We start from the raw sequence: 15,839 nt of genomic DNA, 5'->3' as shown, positions 1-15,839 counted from the left end.
ATGCCGCCCCAGATGCGCGAGTTGGACATCTCGTCCCGCAGGGCCTCGAAGCGCGCCGCTTGGGCCGGAAAGGCGCGCGAGAGCACGGCCGCGCCGGCTCCGGAAAAGGTGCTGTGGCCGGACGGATACGAGGGATGCGAAGGCGTGGTGACCAGGTAGGGCCAGAAGGTCGATTTGGGGTCGCGGCGCCGGGCCTCCTGCTGCGGACGGATCTGAAACCACCAGTACTTGCTGTCCCAGCAGGCGATCGCGGCATCCGCCTGGGCCCTGGCCCAGTGGGCCAGCACCCGGGCCGCGGCCATTTCGCCCACCTTCTGCTCCTCGATGCATGTGACCGCCAGCCTGTTCCAATCCGACGGTGGCGCCGTCAGCGCATAGCGGTCGGCCGCGGCCTTCTGGGCGTCCGTCAGGGTCGCCTCGATGCCCATCACTTCCTTGAGTTCCGCGTCGAAGACGGCGGAACCGGGGCGTGGCGGCTCGGGCAGGCGGAACTGCTCGGGCTTGGTCAGCCCCCACGTTCGCCACAGGCGCACCTCGGGTTCGGTCGCGACGGGATGGTTCCACAACCCGCCATGTTTCTCGCTGGGCACCCCCAGCGCGGCCTCGGCCGGAATCGGGGAGTAATTTTCGGCCCCATCGGTGCGCCGCTGTTCCAGCAGTTCGCGGGCGATCGCCTCGCCCAGCCCTTGGCCGGCCGTGACCTGAGCGACGGTGGCAAGCCCAGCCCAGACCCGCGCATCCGAGGCATCCTGGGCCATCTTGGCCGCCACCGCCGCCTCCTCCGGCAAAACGTGCGACACGATGATGCAGGCCGCCTTGACCGCCGCCGCTTCGGCCGACGCCCGCGAGGTGGCTTGCAGGATCCCGAAAGCGGCCGACTTGCCGAGCGCGGTCTGGCTGTCGACCCGCGCAGCGGCCTGCATGGCGTCGTACATGGCCGTGTTGAGCAAGGCGTAGTTGCGGGCGTTGCGCGGCGGATAAACCTTGTGACGGTAGAACGACATGCGCTCGCGCAAGAACTCGTTCCAGGGCAGCACCACCGGGCGCCGCGTCCAGCGCGCCAGCGCGGCGGTTTGATCGGGCGTGAGGCCAGGCATGGTGCCGGCCGGACTGACCCCGGCCTGAGGGGCACAGCCGACCAGCCAGGTAGCGGCAAGCAGGGCGAGCGAGAGATTGGCGCGTGACACGGGCGGACATCCCCAGCGTGAAGCCAACGGCTGATCGTTGCGTACCCGGGCCCTACAGGGGTTAAACGGCCCTTGGCGAATATCCGTCGGCTGACGCGAGCACCTCGAACTCGGTGATGAAATGGCCTGGCAGGGGGCCCACCTCGAGCGTCGTCCCCACGAAGGCGACGAAGCGCCTTCCATCACGCCGCGGGCTCCAGACGGACGGCCTGCTGGGTCACGAACTGCTGGAAGGCCGTGACAGGCTCTCCGGTCACGCGTAGCTGAAGGTCGCAAGGCAAGCCCAGTCGCTCCTCGAGGCGCTCATACAGCCCGGCCAGTTGCGGGAGCGAAGGGCGCGCCGTCAGCTCGATCAGCAGATCGACATCGCCACCGCGGGCGCTGTCCTGGAGCCGAGAGCCATACAGCCAGACCCGGGCCTCGGGCCCCAATACCCGAGCCACCTCGGTCAAGATGGTGTCGACCTGGCCAGACGTGAGCCGCAAGCGGCAGCCCTCCTGCCTCCAGCATAGCCCAGCGGAAGCGCCCCTGCAACGCGATCAGTGGTCGTGCGCGCAGGGGGAGCGGCTGCTTGCCCCTCGCGCCTCGAAGCTTCACCGCGCGGGGCCCATGGCGATTCGCCCGATGACGGCCCGCGAACGGGGCTTGCGGCGCCTTCTTTCGCGAGCCGTCAACTGCCACCATGGGCGCTCAGGAGGACATCCCATGGTGGCAAAACTGGTCAGTGGCGCGCTGGAGGGCATCGAGGCCTACATGGTGGAGGTGGAGGTCGACCTCGCCAACGGGCTCCCACACTACGCGGTGGTCGGCCTGCCGGATGCGGCCGTGCAGGAAGGCAAGGAGCGCGTGCGGGCGGCCCTGCGCAATGCCGGTTACGAGGTGCCCCAGCGCCGCATCACGGTCAACCTGGCCCCGGCCGATACCCGCAAGCAAGGCCCGCTGTATGACCTGCCGATCGCCCTGGGGCTGCTGGTGGCCAGCGGCCAGCTGCGCCCGGCGCCGGACTTTTCCGCCTTGCTGGTGGGAGAACTGGCCCTGGATGGCCAGGTGCGGGCGGTGCGCGGCGTGCTGGCGCTGGCCATGGCCGCCCGTGCGGCAGGCTTGAGCGCCGTGCTGGTGCCGGCCGCCAACGCCCAGGAAGCCGCGCTGGTCGACGGCCTGCAGGTGTACGCCGTCGAATCGCTGGCCCACGCGGCCGCCGTCCTGGCGTCGCCCACCAGCGAATGCCCGCTGCCGGGAGCGGTGCGCGCCGAGCTGATATCCGAGCCGACGATCGGGCTCGATATGGCCGAAGTCAAGGGCCAGGCGATCGCCAAGCGCGCCCTGGAAATCGCCGCCGCCGGCGGCCACAACGTCATGCTGGTGGGCGCGCCGGGCAGCGGCAAGACCATGCTGGCGCGCCGCCTCGCCGGTATCCTGCCGCCGCTGTCCTATCCGGAAGCGCTGGAACTGACGCGCCTGTACTCGATTGCAGGCCTGTTAGCTCAGCATCGCGGCATCGTGAGCGAGCGCCCCTTTCGGGCCCCGCATCACAGCGTGAGCTGCGCGGGCCTGATCGGCGGCGGGCCGCAGCCGCGGCCGGGAGAGGCTTCACTCGCCCATCACGGCGTGCTGTTTCTCGACGAGCTGCCGGAATTCCGACGCGACGTGATCGAGCAGCTCCGCCAGCCGCTCGAACAGGGGGTCGTGCAGCTCGCGCGCGCGCAGGCCGCCCTGGCCTATCCCGCCCGCCTGACCCTGGTCGCCGCGCTGAACCCCTGTCCGTGCGGCTTTCTGGGCGATCGCCTGCAGGCCTGCCGCTGCGCGCCCGGGCAAGCCGAACGCTACTGGAACCGGCTGTCGGGGCCCTTGCTCGACCGGCTGGACCTGTGCGCCCACGTGGCGCGCCTGAGCGAGGGGGAGCTGCTGGATGAAAAAGAAGCAGAACCTTCTCAGGTCATCCGCCAGCGGGTGCTGGCGGCGCGGGCCCGCCAGCGCCTGCGCTTCGAGAGCGAACCCGACGTCCACTGCAACGCCCAGATGGGGCCCGCGCTGCTGCGCCGCCACACGCGGCTGGACGACGCCAGCAAGCAACTGCTCCGGAGCGCGATCCGACAGCTGGCCCTGACGGGCCGGGCGCTGGACCGGGTGCTGAAGACCAGCCGCACGATCGCGGACCTGGCCGAACGCGAGGCGATCGCCACGGAACACGTGGCCGAGGCCCTGCAATACCGGGTGTTCACGCCGACGGCCTGAACGCCCGCGTCGCGAGGGTCGCGCCCGTCTCGCAGGCCCGGACCGTCGCGCCGCGCACCGCCGTCAGGGGAGCCTCACGGATTCCCGTGGCCCTGCGGACCGCGGAAGATGCTGACCAGGCCCATCACCAGGCCCAGAATGCCGGCGATCGCCGAGGCCGGATTGTTCGGGTCGATCGGACCACCGGGATAGGGCGTCGGATAGCCGCCCGGGTACGGGGTCGGGTAGCCGCCCGGTGTGGGGCTCGGATAGCCGCCGGGATAGGGATTCGGGTAGCCGCCTGGCGTGGGGCTCGGATAGCTGCCGGGATAAGGATTCGGGTAGCCGCCTGGCGTGGGGCTCGGATAGCCGCCGGGATAAGGATTCGGGTAGCCGCCCGGCGTGGGGCTCGGATAGCCGCCCGGCATCCCGGGCCACTGCGGTTGCCCCCCCGGCAGTTGCGGATACACCCCGCTCGGCGGACCGCCGAACCAGGCGGCCTGCGAGGTATCCATGGCCTGAAGCGTGGGCGCTACCGGAGGCGGAGGCGGAGCCAAGGGCGCGGGCGGAGGCGGCGGCGGCGGAGGGGGAGGCGGCGGCGGCGCCGGCAACGCGATCGGAGCGGTCGGCCGGTAGACGTCGTAGCCCCAGCCCGGTTGGACCACCGGCACCTGGCTGGGGGCCGGATTGAACAGGTCCTGCAGGAACTTCGGCAGGCGGAAACCCAGGACCTGGACGTTGGTATGGGGGACGGGGCTGGTCACGGTCGGTCACCTCGGAGGCCGGGGGGCTGGAGAGGTTATCGCCGGGGGGAAGCAGGAGGCGCTTTATGCCTGCGTAAATAAATCGTTAAGTTAGGGCCAAGAGAATACCGAGTGGTCCGAACTGGCACCGACCTCCAGCGCCGGAGCCACCCAGACACGCGCGAATCAAGGAGAGAATGACAGTCGCGCGGATCACCACGCGATCTGCCTTGACCTCACTATCTGATTATCTGATAATCGGATTATGCGCAAGCGAAAGATCAGTGCCACTGAAGCCGCCCGCCACTTCGCCGATGTGATCGGGCAGGTGCGCTACCAGGCCACGCGCTTCGAGGTCGTGAAGGGCAAGGAGGTGGTCGCCCAGATCATCCCGGCCGGCGCCGTCAGTGCCGGCAGCCTGCAGGCGCAAATGGCGCAACTGGCAGCCGGCGCGCATCTGGCCGCCGAGGACGTGGCGAGCTACGCCGCTGATGTCGAGGCGACCAGCCCCACACTGAAAATTGGTCCGTCGGAATGGGACTGATCATCGACACGGGGGTCCTGATCACGCTCGAACGCCTCCAGAATCCGACCCTGCTCGCCGCCTGGGAGTCGCAAGGGCCGGGTTTCCTGAGCGCCATCACGTGTTCCGAACTCCTGGTCGGCGTCCACAAGGCCGATTCGCCCCAGCGTCGGAGTCAGCGCTCCGCCTTCGTCGAGAACATCCTGGAGACCTTCCCGATCCTGGAATTCGACCTGGCCTCGGCGCGGGCCCACGCCCAGATTCTGGCCCAGTTACCCCGAGGGGTGATGGTAGACGCCCACGATCTGCTGATCGGCGCCACCGCCCTGCGTCACGGGATGCCGGTCCTGACGGGCAACGGCAAAGACTTCGCGCGGATTCCCGGCCTCACGGTGCTGGACTTCAACGTGGGCGCCGTGAGCGGACCGGAACGCGCCTAAACACCGTCGAACAGACCTGGCTGACGAACGGTCGCCACGGGTTCCACCAGCGACGGCTCATCGGTGCGGGCGGAATTCAGGCGCGGGTTGACCGCAATGGCCACCATCGCGTCGGCCGGATAGGGCGCCAGCATGCTCAGCAAGGGCGCCAGTTCCTGGCCTTGCGGCGCCATCCAGCGGTCGGCCTGGGCGGCGTCCAGCAACACGGGCATGCGGTCATGCACGGGCGCCACGCAGGCATTGGCGTCGGTCGTGATCAGGGTGAACGAAAGGCGCTCGGGCTCGGCTTCCGGGCCCCAGGGTTCCCACAGGGCCGCCAGGAACAGCAGGCCCGCGTCGCGGCGGCGAAACCACCAGGGCTGCTTGGGTGCCCCCTTGGGCGCGCCCGCCGGCGGCGGAGCCCATTCGTAGAAACCATCCGCCGGCACGACCGCCCGTCGCTGGCGCAGGGCGGCGCGGAAGGCCGGTTTTTCGGCCACCGTGTCGGCGCGGGCGTTGATCAGGGGCGGCAGGCGATCGCCCTCGCGGGCCCAGGGCGGCACCAGCCCCCAGCGTGCCAGCGCCAGCTGGCGCGCACCGCCCTGCTCACGCACGATCGGCACCATCTGGGTGGGCGCGATGTTCCAGCGGGGAATCACCTCCGCGCCGCCCTCGACCCAATCGGTCAGCAACGGGATCGCCCCCGGCGTCAACGTGAAGCGCCCACACATGGCCTGCGAACCCTCCTCGGGCAAGGGCCGGCGCCCACGTCCGGTCGGGCTCAGCCCGCGCCGGCGCGTTCGCCCCACGCCCGACCAGGGCCCCATCCAATCACGCCCAAACCCGCTCGTCAAGCCAGCCGAGATGCCGCCTGGAGGGAGCAGGGTTCCACGCTATTGACAGCGAGAGGTGGCGGTGTTACGTTACCCCACGAAGTTAATAAAAATTAATAAATAAATATGAAGCCAAGGTTCATCGGCTTCGTCCACCCCCTGGCCCACGCCCTCGAACGCCCCTCCGAAGGGCCCGTCGGATGCGCTCAGGTTATGGGTCGCGCCTACAGACGTGAGGAGAATCCATCGTATGTATTACATCGACGCCACCATCTACGCCTCCCGCCGCTCGCCGGCTGAACTCGAACTGATGAGTGCCGCGGGCGGCATCGCGGTGATCGAGCCGATGACGTGGCTGGGAACCAACCGCCAGTACGCCGAAACCTACATCGAAGACTTCGAGCGTCTGGTCGGCCCCGAAGCACGGCGCGCCCACCACTTCGGCCTCGGCTACGGCGCCTGCATCGGCATCCTGCCGCATGAAGCCGCCCAGACCGGGCTGGCCCAGGCCGTGCTCAATGCGATGCCGCGTTACCTGGAGCAAGACAACGTGGTCGCCGTGGGCGAGATTGGCCTGGGTTCCGGCAGCGCCGGCGAGGAAGAGATTTTCCGACGCCAGGTGCGTCTGGCGCGTCGCCATGAGCTGCCGATCGTGATCCAGGCGCGTCCGTCCGACCGTCAGGAGCTGATCGCCAAGACCCTGACGATCGCGGCGGAGGAAGGTTTGCCGGCCCGTTACATGCTGGTGAACGGCGTCAACGAAGCGACCGCGCTGAACGTGCGTCGGTTCGGCGCCTGGGCCGGGCTGACGGTGGACCCCAACACCCACCTGCGCCCCGAGGCGATCGTCAGCCTGATTCACCGTGAGGGCACCGATGGCTACGTGCTCAACAGCGCCGCCGGCCGCATGCTGGGCGACCCGCTGGCGGTGCCCCGCACGGCCCGCGCGATGGCCGAGGCCAACCTGCCCCTCAGCACGATCGAGAAGGTCACCTTCCACAACCCCAAGTGGTTCTACTCTCAGGGTCACGCCCTGCCGCTCGGCGTCTGGGGTGACAAGGTCAGCGCGCTGGCCTCGCCCGAACGGTTGGCCCCCCGCGCCCAGACGAACGGCCAGGCCTATCCGGCCGAGGTCGCCCGGGTGCGCTGAGCACGGCGGTTCCGACGACGTCGGAGGTTGGTGGGGCGCCCTGACGCCCCCCAACCTGCCCGTGGCCCGTTCGACCCGACGCGGGCCGGACGGGCCTGCAGGACGCATTCAAGAGGTGGGAAGCGGTGAAGGGCGGGAATTTTCCCGCCCTTTGCCACGGGGCACGCCCCCGCTGCCGGCGCGCCCAGCGCGGGCGTCAGGCCCCTTCCTCCGGCTCCCAGGCGCGATCCCAACGCGCGGCCGCCAGCACCACCAGGGTCGCCAGCAGGTGATAGCCGAGCAGCCAGCTCATGGGCCCAGTTCTCCGAGCGGATCCCCGGGGATGCCACGCCAGTAGAGCAGGGGCGTCCGGGTGCCGGAAAAGGTGGCGCGGCGACCCTCGCTCGGCCAGGCCTGCGCCTCCAGATAGACGGCGCCCCAGGGGCGAACGGGATACAGCGTCGGTTCCGTGAGCGATAGGGGCACGGGCCCGAGCCCTGGCTCCCCACTCACCAGGGCCTGCGCCCCGGCCTTCAGCCAATCCACGTAGACCGTGGCCGTGCTGGTGCCGCGCCGGGCGAGCACCTCGTCGAGGGCGGCGATGCCGGTGCGGGTGGTCTGCTGCAGTTCGGCCACGATGCCCAGCCCGAAACGCCCGGTCAGGTAACGCACGAACAGGTAGCTCAGGCCGTAACTGCGCCCCTCGGGATTACCGGCCCAGTCCGTCAGCGAGTAAGCGGCCGGGTTTTGCATGTAGGCCGCCACCTCATCGAGCACGAAGGGATCCTGGCCGACGCGCCCGAAGCCGGCCAGGTCCATTGCCAGCATCGACAACCCTTCATCAAGCCAGAGGGCCTCCGGGCGTGGCGTGCCATCCAGGCGGGTCTTGGCACAGAACGTCAGCAGGTGCTGATATTCGTGCGCGAGCGTCCCGAGCGCTGTCACATCAGGTTGCTCGAGGATGCGTGCCGCCAGGAAAATGACCTCCTTCTGGTTGGCGTGGCGGGTCAGGTCGGCGGCCTCGGCACTCGGCGCGAGCGGGTCCCGCGGCCAGAAGTAGCCCATCATGCCCTCCCGACCATCGGCCTGACCGACCCAGGGCGATAGCACGATGAACAGGCGGGGCTGCCCATCGGCGCCGGGACGGTCCTCCTGGCCGAACACCCGCGTGAGCGGGGGACGGATGCGTCGCTCGAACGCCTCGGCCAGCCGGCCGAGCGCGGCCTTGTCCAGCGTCGCTTCCGCCGCCTCATCGACATAGAACAGGGCATTCTCCGTCTGCAGCATCAAGCGCGTGTCGCAGGGGCGATCGCCCGCCAGGGTCGCGCTGCCGTCGTTGATCCAGAAGGTCTCCCAGGCGGCAGCCGCGGCGGTGGGCGCAACAAACAAACGTCGCCCAGGCAGGCTCCCGTCGCTGCGCAGCGAGGCATCGAACGCGACCCCGAAGCCGAAAGGCGCAGCGCGCCGCGATCCCCCCGAGCGTCCAGGCGAGGGCAGCGGCGCGGGCGTGGTCTGGACGCCCACCGGGTCGACCGCCACGTCGAATTGCCCGCTCTGGTCACTCGGGTTCGCCAGCAGCAGCAAGCGCCGCTCCCCCGGCGGCGCCGCCAGAAACAGCTCGTCGCCAGGCAGCCAGCGCGACGCCTGAGGCGCCTGCAATGGGACGGGGCTGGCCGAGGCGCCGTCAGGCGCCGGCAGGCCAGACACCGACGGCGCCAGGCTGGGCGGCGCCAGCGACATCTGCGGCGGTTCGACAGGGTCTCCGGCTGGCGTCCGACAAGCCGCCACGATCAGCACCAAGGCGCTCAGGCAGCGCTTCAGCCCCTGCGGCCGTCGCCCGCGAGGGAACGAATTCCCAGCGTACATCGCATACCCCCCGACAAACGCCACGCCGCCTTCTACTTCGAGAAAGCGGCGTGGCGGAGGATGAAACGGAGTGGAAATCCGGGCCTGTGCCCGTTCGGCCCGGCGGTCGGGTCTACTTCACGTCATCCTTGACCGGCTCGTCATCCTTCTTGCCCCCATCGTGATGGTGCTTCGTGTGGAGGTGGGGATAGGTGTCACGCAACTGGGTGTTGGAGCCCAGCTCGTTGGCCACCGGCAAGGTGTTCAGGATCGCGCTGTCGAGGTTGTAGGCCATGATGCGGAACTCGCCCGTGCGGTTGGTGTGGAACACGATGGCGTTATCGCCCCCGGCCAGCCAACGTGGTTCCTGCTCCATCGCCGGGGAGTTGGCCAGCACCATGTTGTCGGTGAAGCCGCTACGCATATCCACCGCGTAGATGTCCTCGGAGCCGCGACGGTCCGACACGAAGGTGATCAGGTCGCCCCGGTCGTTGAGGTCGGGGTTGTATTCCCCGTTCTCGGTGTTGAGGAAGGGCGGCGTCAGCTGGGAGGCCGTCTCCAGGCTGTAGACGTAGACGTCCGAGGTCCAGCCGTCGGTGGCCCCGTAGGCGATCACCTCGGCGTTGCCGGAGATGGTCGGCCAGCTGGGCTCTGCCAGGCCCCGGTTGGCGATCGGCACGCGGTAGTTGTTGCCGTCCTGCATGTCGAAGACGCGAATCTCGGGGCCGCCCTGGCGATCCGAGACGTAAACCAGCACGTCCCCGCTGTTGCTGACGTCCGGCTGCTCCTCGTTCGCGTCGGTGTTGAGGGTGGGCAGCGTGTTGATCAGCTGGCTGCGCAGGCTGAACAGGAAGATGTCGTTGTTACCCGCCTCATCCGACTGATACACCAGCCAGTCCCCATTGGAGCTGAGTCTGGGGTTGGACTCGTTGGCCTCCGTGTTGACGCCCGGCAGGGCCAGCACGGTGGCAGCCGCCGCGTCAAAGACGAAGATGTCGAAGCCTGCCCCGCCCCCGGTGGCGCGGTCGGACTGGAAGGTGATCAAGCCGTTGTCGCCTTCCTCACCGAAGTTGCCGGTGGTCGCCCCGATCACCAGGCCGCCGCCGATGCCGCCGACCACGTCATCGGAAATCAGCGCGACCGCACCCGGCGTGCCCGCCTGGGCCACGGGTGGCGGAGCCCCCGCCCCGCTCGCCGCCGCCGGCGCACTCGGCCCTTGCGTCACCGGCGGCGCGGCCGTGGTGGAGCCGCCCCCGGTGGGCAACGCCGGGCTGCTGCCGCCGCTGCCGCCACCTTCCTGAGCCCGGATCGGGCCATCGACCCGCGTCTGCGGCGCCGCTTCAGGCGCCTGAACGGGAGCTGCGACCGGCGCCGCGACCGCCTCCTGCTGGGGCGGCGTGGTGGGTGCCGGCTGACTGCCGCACCCGGCCAGCACGCCCAGTCCCAGAGACAGGGACAGCGACGCAGCCATCCAATTGCGCATACGCATGCGTTCATCCTCCTTCGAGGGAGCTTCCCTCATCCCGATCCTCACCGCCGAGGCTGAAGGCCCTGACGCGATGCGACGCATCGCCTGGGGCACAGTGTTTCGCTACCGAGGGCATCAAGGCAGCTGTTCATTTCGGCGAATCGATTTATGAGTGATGGAACTGACCTTTTTTGATGAGTCCTTTATCATCCGCTGCGAATGTGTCACAAACACGCGGCGTATTGAACACCCAAGCCAGGGTTTTTCTTTTTTCAATGGGCAAAATATAGCGAAATAAAGGATGTTCAGATGAATTTTTTGGGATTTTTATCTTTGAATTCGCCAAAACCCAAGGCGAAAAAACCCAAAGATAATGTCACCTGGTGGCGTCTGGGCATCCGATGGTGGCTGACTGGCGGTGCCACGCTACTGCTGGCAGTGGGCTGCCTGCTCCCCCACCTGCCCGCCTGGTTGCCCACGCGCGGCGCGAGCCTGTCCCTGCCCGACCTGGACGAGGACGGCAAGGCGGAACGCTTGTGGCTTCAACACACCCCGAGAAAGGGGAGCATCCTGCAACTCGCCAGCACGAACCGCGGAGGACACCTCCATGACGTGCTGACCTTGCCCCTGACCCACGACGAACGATTCGAGGGACAGGGGCCCTGGCTCTTGAAAGGACCGGGAGGCGAAAGCTTACTCGAAGTGCGCACGGTACAGCCCGCTGGTCGCACCGTGCCCGATATGCTGGTGTTGGCCGGCGATCAGGCGAAGCGCTATGTCTTTCTGGAGCGCGGCTTTCTGAAACTCGATGCCTACGAACTGATACCAGGATTCTCGGTCGGCCTGCTGATGCTGGGGGACATGCGCGACACGGTCCAGGCCCTCGGGCGGCTGGAACCCCCGGGCGACACGTGGCAGGCCCCGCTGCAGACGCCGCTGTCGCTGGCGTTGCACTTCGATCAGGAGGATCGCCTGGAGCGGGTCACGACCCGCTCGCCACGTCTGCGCATGCGGCCGGAACTGGGCGTGGGAAGCCCGGCCAAGGCCCTCGACGCTCGCTTTCCCGGAACACAACACGGCGACCTCTGGCAATCTCCCCGTTACGGGCTCACCGCGATCGTGAACGGGAACGGGCTGATCCAGGATGTTTGCGTCACGCGACCGTGGAAAGAGGGGCGCCCCAGAAGCCACTAGGCGTGCGTTGGCAGAAGCGAAACGTCGTTCCTATAGTGTCGGCATGAGTCGAGTGCCGGCCCTTGCATGGAAGCCGGCCCGGGAGGAGGCTGACTGTGAGGAGCACGCGAGCGGGCCGCTGGGGCCTACCGGCACTTCTATCGGCATGGATTGCAGCCTGCGGGGGCCCCCAAGCCAGCGCCCCCCCCCCCGCAATGCCCAGCCCAACACCGATCGCCACGGCGCTGCCGACAAGCGCCAGCCCATCACCCACGGCGGGGCCGACGCAGGACCTGCGGCTCGGGGGGCTGGAGCGACCCTGGACGCCCTCGCTGGACGACTTCGATTGGCGCACGGGCAGGCCTGTGGTGGTGCCGGTGCCCGTCGAGGCGGATGAGGCCGAGGACGCCCCCGAGTCGCCCGAAGCGGCCGTGGGCGCCTCGGCCACGGCCCAGGCCAGCGGCAGCGTGTCCACGCTGAATCCGGTGGACCTGATCAGCGGCGCGGCGGCCCGCGCCGAAGCGGCCGCGCAGGCCACGGGCTTCGGGGCCCTGGGCCAGAGCGGCCTGATCGCCTTTTCCTCCGACCGCAAAGGCGGGGGCGGTTACGGGGCGGACGTGTTCGTCTATGACCATGCCGTGGGGACGGTCCTGGCCCTGCCCGGCGTGAACACGGGCGATGACGAGATCAACCCTCGCATCAGCGCCAACGGACGCTGGCTGATATACGCCACCGATGTGAGTGGCAACTTCGACATCTACCTGTACGACACGGAAACCTCGCTGATCGATACGTTGCCGACGCTCAATACCGATTGGGACGAGGTGGCGCCGAGCATCGACGACGCCGGTAACCGCATCGCGTTTGCTTTCGAGCGTTACGGCGACTGGGTGCTGGGCGTGCATGAAGTGCCCACCGGGCGCACCCTGGTGCCCACCGCCGTGGCCGCCCTGGGCGACGACATCCGCACGCCCTGGATCTCCGGGGACGGTCGTTACGTGGCCTTTTGCGCCGACGTCGACGGGATGGGGCTCGACGTCTTTCTGTACAGTTTCGAGACGGCGGCCCTGGTCAATCCGCCCTTCGTCAACAGCGAAGACGACGAGTTCGAACCGGCCCTCAGCCAGGATGGCACCCTGCTCACCTACGTGTCGGACCGGGCCGGCAGCGACGACATTTATCTGGCCGACCTGACCAGCGGCTTCACCGACCGCCTGATCATGGCGAATTCGGCCGACGACGAACGTTCACCGCGCTTCCTGGGGAATTCCGAGGACACCCTGGTCTTCAACTCCGACCGCACCGGCGATCGCCAGCTCTACCTGTATCACCTGGGCACCGGCATCATCGACCTGCTGCCGATCGCCCACGAGATCGGCGCCGACGACGAGATGCTCGACCAGAGCAGCAGCACGGCCGGCGCCGGCGGAGGCGGTCTCTGGGGCGGACGGCTGGGCGGAGGCCTGCGCGGCGTCCGCAGCGGCATCGGCCACTGGTGGTAGGTGCAGCAGCCGGGTAGGGTCAACCCGTCGCGCGGGGCTCATCGTGACGCCAGAGCGCCGTGTGATCCGGGCCTGACATCAGAGGCGCATCCTGTATTCAGGATGCGCCTCCCGCGTGATCACCGAAGCCCACGAAGCGCGGATGTTGCAGCCGCCAACCAGCCTGCCCCACGCCTCGCGATGGCATCAGCCAGCCGGCTGTTCCGACGGGCTGGCGCGGCGCGCCAGCATATCGAGCGCGGCCGGGTGAACGGCCAGAATCCCCTCGGGGTAGCCCTGCGGCGCCCCTGGCGGCGTCTCCCCGACCGACAATTCCCAGGTGACCGGGGCTTCCAACTCGCCCAGCAAACGACCCAACTCGGCTTCGACCCAGGCATCCGGCGGCAGGCCGATCCCGGCCATGTCGCGATGGTAGGCCTCCAGTTCGCGTCGCGCCGGTGCGACGTCCCCCTCGAGTTCGTAATAGTCGAGAGCGGCGTGCAGGCCTCGGACCAGATGTTTCAGACGGTCCCAGGCGTAGTAGCCCCCGCGCCCCGCGAAGCCCAGCGACTCCACGTGGGCCGCCAACGCGATCAGCGTGGCTTCGAAGCGCTCCGTTCGACGTGCTCGCATCGGATCCTCCTGTGTCTGGAAGACTTGGCGGCATTCGCAGGGTCGGGACGAGGCTGAGAGCAGCGAGAACCTGCCGCATCCACGGGCCACGGCGCCCATGGCACGAAAACATCGTACCTCCATCACAAGAATTTAATTTTAACTATCGATTAAATCTTGTGATGGATTCACATCAGCGCGTGTTAAATCCAGGCGTATCCAGGCGTTGGAGGGCCTGGCGCGCGCGCGCCGCCAGCATCGGGTCGTCCTTGGCCAGCTTCAAACAGGTGTGCCATTCGGCCCGCGCTTTCCAGACCTGCCCCACGTGCGCGTACAGGTCGGCCAGCTGGGCGTGCAGGGCCACATCGTCGTGCTGGAGCCGGCTGGCGGCCAGGGAGTGATGCAAGGCCTGATTCCATTCCCCCCGGGCGGCGTGAAGTTCCGCCAGCTGGAGCAGGCTGGTGCGGTGGTGCGGGTCAAGCCCCAGTGCGGCCTGAAATCGTTCCATGGCCGCTCCGGGGCGCCCCTGACGACGCAACAGCACGCCCATCTGAGCGGCCAGTTCAGCCCGCGGCTGAAGCTGGTGGGCGCGAGCGAAGTAATCCAGCGCTTCCTCATCGCGTTTGCGCGCGGCGTGCAGGTGGCCCAGATCGACCAGAGCCGGAACCAACTGCGGGTCGAGTCGCAAGGCTGCCTTGTAGAGCCATTCACTCTCGGTGAGCCGCCCATCCAGCAAGGCGGCCCGGGCCTCGCGGGCCTTGAGATGGGCGTTGTCGGGCTGCAGGCGGGACGCCATCGAGAAATGGACGCGGGCCTCGCGGTAGCGCCGCTCCAGCAAGAAGGTTTCACCCAGCTTTTCGTGCAAGCGAACCTCGGCCGGGTCCTGCCCCCAGGCCTTCCCCAACCACCAGCGGAGGTCCTCGAGCGGCAGCCCATCCGCGCCCCCATTCCCCGCGAACGGCGGACTGGCGGGCCACAATGGGCCGTCCCGAAGGGCCCAGGCCGCCGCCCCGAGGCTGACCAGCAAACCGCACAAACCCACCACCAGGACCGTCGCCGAACGCGGTCCCTGGGTGCGAGGTCCCGCGGCCGGTCGCAACCAGCTGGGCCAGCTCGCATCGACCGGCGGCGCCGCCGCCTGAGGCAGGCGCGCCAGACTCTGCGCACATCGGCTGCAGCGCGCCACCTGCAGCACGCCCTCGTGATGGACGCGGTTTTTCGTCCCGCAGGCGGGACACAGCACCACCAGAGCGCCATCGTCCTTGACGGCACGGGCCCGCAGAGCGTTGCACTGCTGGTCGTAGGCGGCCCGGCGGACCGGGTCACTCAAGACCTCGTACGCCTCGGTGATGCGCTTGGCCTGGTCGGGGTTGCCGCCGCGGTCGGGGTGGTGCCCGAGCTCCAGCATCAACGTGCGGTAAGCCCGCTTGATCACGGCCAAGCTGGCTTTGGGATGCACCTGAAGCTGTTCGTAATAGTCCGGCTGGGTTTCCATCACGTACCAGGGGCGGGGCTGATGGCCGCGCGCACGCACGGCGGCAAGTGGCGACTCCTGCATACCCTTATTCCCGCCTGGCCGCCGCTCACCAAAGCCTAACGGGAGAAGCCGTTCGAACGTTTCGACAAGATCAACAAAGACTTCCGTCGTCACCCGAAAAAGCTGTTCCCATCTGCCTTTTAATGATTGAGCCGAGACCCTTTGGTCAGGCTGCCCAGCGCTGAATCAAGCCGCAGGGACTAGGCTGGCCAGCGAAACCCCCGAGCAAAGGAGACGACATGCAGTTTGTCGGCAGCTCAGCCGGCGTGCTCCAGCACCCGGGAAGCAAGACCGGACTCGGCCCACGTAAAGGCTGGCCAAGCCTGCGTTTTATGCCCCCTCAGGCGAGCCGCCTGGCGCGCCTCGAATGGCCCCTGCCAGGCCTGCGCCTGAGCGGCCCGCTGGATCGCAAGCTGGCCGAGGCGCTCAAAGCGGCCGCCCGCGAACTGACCGCCCAGCGCGTCAGTCAGTGGCAGCTCGACCTGGCGGCCGTCACGCGCTGGGACGCAGAAGGCGTGGCGGCTCTGGTCCACGCGCTGGACCTGGCGGAACTGAACGGGCAGGGCCTGGTGCTGGTATCGCCGCCCCCCGCCCTGCGACGCGTCTTCGAGCAGGCGCAGTTGCACCGGCTCTTCGCGATCGTGGAAAACATCGACCCAGCCTGAATTTTCGACG

The 15,839-nt window shown here is 68.4% G+C and carries 15 protein-coding genes; 7 read left to right on the top strand and 8 right to left on the bottom strand.

Annotated elements, in window-relative coordinates; translation table 11 throughout:
- Both VKP62_10370 and VKP62_10365 read right to left on the bottom strand, forming a co-directional pair.
- Positions 1-1,187: hypothetical protein (locus tag VKP62_10370; protein ID MEB3197594.1), on the bottom strand; the 1,187-nt coding region annotated here is incomplete at its 3' end.
- Between the two features lie 182 nt (positions 1,188-1,369).
- On the bottom strand, positions 1,370-1,672 hold the full coding sequence (locus VKP62_10365; GenBank protein ID MEB3197593.1) for a nucleotidyltransferase domain-containing protein: 303 nt from the start codon (positions 1,670-1,672) through the stop codon (positions 1,370-1,372).
- A gap of 220 nt (positions 1,673-1,892) precedes the next feature.
- On the opposite strand from VKP62_10365, the gene VKP62_10360 reads away from it, so the two are divergent.
- Entirely contained in the window at positions 1,893-3,422 is a 1,530-nt protein-coding gene (locus tag VKP62_10360; protein ID MEB3197592.1) for a YifB family Mg chelatase-like AAA ATPase, read from the top strand.
- Between the two features lie 74 nt (positions 3,423-3,496).
- On the opposite strand, the gene VKP62_10355 is transcribed toward VKP62_10360, so the two are convergent.
- Positions 3,497-4,165: a hypothetical protein gene (locus VKP62_10355; protein MEB3197591.1), complete on the bottom strand. Its 669-nt coding sequence runs from the start codon at positions 4,163-4,165 to the stop codon at positions 3,497-3,499.
- Positions 4,166-4,409: 244 nt separating this feature from the next.
- Between VKP62_10355 and VKP62_10350 the strand changes: the two genes are divergently transcribed.
- Positions 4,410-4,688 carry a hypothetical protein gene (locus VKP62_10350; GenBank protein ID MEB3197590.1) on the top strand — a complete coding sequence of 93 codons (279 nt, stop codon included), beginning with the start codon at positions 4,410-4,412 and terminating at the stop codon, positions 4,686-4,688.
- Entirely contained in the window at positions 4,679-5,107 is a 429-nt protein-coding gene (locus VKP62_10345; protein ID MEB3197589.1) for a PIN domain-containing protein, read from the top strand. Before VKP62_10350 ends, VKP62_10345 begins: the two co-directional genes overlap by 10 nt.
- On the opposite strand, the gene VKP62_10340 is transcribed toward VKP62_10345, so the two are convergent.
- Complete coding sequence (locus VKP62_10340; GenBank protein MEB3197588.1) at positions 5,104-5,817, bottom strand: SOS response-associated peptidase; 714 nt, start codon at positions 5,815-5,817, stop codon at positions 5,104-5,106. The two genes, VKP62_10345 and VKP62_10340, sit on opposite strands and share 4 nt — an antisense overlap.
- Before the next feature lie 352 nt (positions 5,818-6,169).
- On the opposite strand from VKP62_10340, the gene VKP62_10335 reads away from it, so the two are divergent.
- Positions 6,170-7,069, top strand: a complete 900-nt coding sequence (locus VKP62_10335) for a TatD family hydrolase (protein MEB3197587.1) — start codon at positions 6,170-6,172, stop codon at positions 7,067-7,069.
- Positions 7,070-7,357: 288 nt separating this feature from the next.
- Here VKP62_10335 and VKP62_10330 read toward each other — a convergent pair whose 3' ends face one another.
- On the bottom strand, positions 7,358-8,914 hold the full coding sequence (locus VKP62_10330) for a hypothetical protein (GenBank protein MEB3197586.1): 1,557 nt from the start codon (positions 8,912-8,914) through the stop codon (positions 7,358-7,360).
- A 112-nt stretch (positions 8,915-9,026) separates the two neighbouring features.
- Positions 9,027-10,382: a hypothetical protein gene (locus VKP62_10325; GenBank protein ID MEB3197585.1), complete on the bottom strand. Its 1,356-nt coding sequence runs from the start codon at positions 10,380-10,382 to the stop codon at positions 9,027-9,029.
- 312 nt (positions 10,383-10,694) lie between these two features.
- Between VKP62_10325 and VKP62_10320 the strand changes: the two genes are divergently transcribed.
- Together VKP62_10320 and VKP62_10315 are read left to right on the top strand one after the other, a co-directional pair.
- Positions 10,695-11,555, top strand: coding sequence for a hypothetical protein (locus tag VKP62_10320; GenBank protein MEB3197584.1), 861 nt, complete (start codon positions 10,695-10,697; stop codon positions 11,553-11,555).
- A gap of 95 nt (positions 11,556-11,650) precedes the next feature.
- On the top strand, positions 11,651-13,036 hold the full coding sequence (locus VKP62_10315; GenBank protein ID MEB3197583.1) for a hypothetical protein: 1,386 nt from the start codon (positions 11,651-11,653) through the stop codon (positions 13,034-13,036).
- A gap of 186 nt (positions 13,037-13,222) precedes the next feature.
- Here the strand turns inward: VKP62_10315 and VKP62_10310 are convergent, their stop codons facing one another.
- On the bottom strand, positions 13,223-13,648 hold the full coding sequence (locus VKP62_10310) for a hypothetical protein (protein ID MEB3197582.1): 426 nt from the start codon (positions 13,646-13,648) through the stop codon (positions 13,223-13,225).
- 172 nt (positions 13,649-13,820) lie between these two features.
- Positions 13,821-15,185 carry a DnaJ domain-containing protein gene (locus VKP62_10305; protein MEB3197581.1) on the bottom strand — a complete coding sequence of 455 codons (1,365 nt, stop codon included), beginning with the start codon at positions 15,183-15,185 and terminating at the stop codon, positions 13,821-13,823.
- Between the two features lie 218 nt (positions 15,186-15,403).
- Between VKP62_10305 and VKP62_10300 the strand changes: the two genes are divergently transcribed.
- Positions 15,404-15,829 (top strand): STAS domain-containing protein, encoded by a 426-nt coding sequence (locus VKP62_10300; protein MEB3197580.1) that lies wholly within the window; start codon positions 15,404-15,406, stop codon positions 15,827-15,829.
- Positions 15,830-15,839 lie beyond the last annotated feature (10 nt).

The sequence above is a fragment of the Candidatus Sericytochromatia bacterium genome, assembly GCA_035285325.1.
Classification (GTDB): Bacteria; Cyanobacteriota; Sericytochromatia; order S15B-MN24; family JAQBPE01; genus JAYKJB01.
Note: the sequence above shows the minus strand (reverse complement) of the source record. Positions and strands in the feature narration are given on the sequence as shown.

Coding starts and splice junctions, on each gene's coding strand:
- VKP62_10325 (MEB3197585.1), bottom strand. CDS start 10,382: ATGCGTATGCGCAATTGGATGGCTGCGTCGCTGTCCCTGTCTCTGGGA.
- VKP62_10300 (MEB3197580.1), top strand. CDS start 15,404: ATGCAGTTTGTCGGCAGCTCAGCCGGCGTGCTCCAGCACCCGGGAAGC.
- VKP62_10305 (MEB3197581.1), bottom strand. CDS start 15,185: ATGCAGGAGTCGCCACTTGCCGCCGTGCGTGCGCGCGGCCATCAGCCC.
- VKP62_10340 (MEB3197588.1), bottom strand. CDS start 5,817: ATGTGTGGGCGCTTCACGTTGACGCCGGGGGCGATCCCGTTGCTGACC.
- VKP62_10345 (MEB3197589.1), top strand. CDS start 4,679: ATGGGACTGATCATCGACACGGGGGTCCTGATCACGCTCGAACGCCTC.
- VKP62_10310 (MEB3197582.1), bottom strand. CDS start 13,648: ATGCGAGCACGTCGAACGGAGCGCTTCGAAGCCACGCTGATCGCGTTG.
- VKP62_10330 (MEB3197586.1), bottom strand. CDS start 8,914: ATGTACGCTGGGAATTCGTTCCCTCGCGGGCGACGGCCGCAGGGGCTG.
- VKP62_10335 (MEB3197587.1), top strand. CDS start 6,170: ATGTATTACATCGACGCCACCATCTACGCCTCCCGCCGCTCGCCGGCT.
- VKP62_10360 (MEB3197592.1), top strand. CDS start 1,893: ATGGTGGCAAAACTGGTCAGTGGCGCGCTGGAGGGCATCGAGGCCTAC.
- VKP62_10350 (MEB3197590.1), top strand. CDS start 4,410: ATGCGCAAGCGAAAGATCAGTGCCACTGAAGCCGCCCGCCACTTCGCC.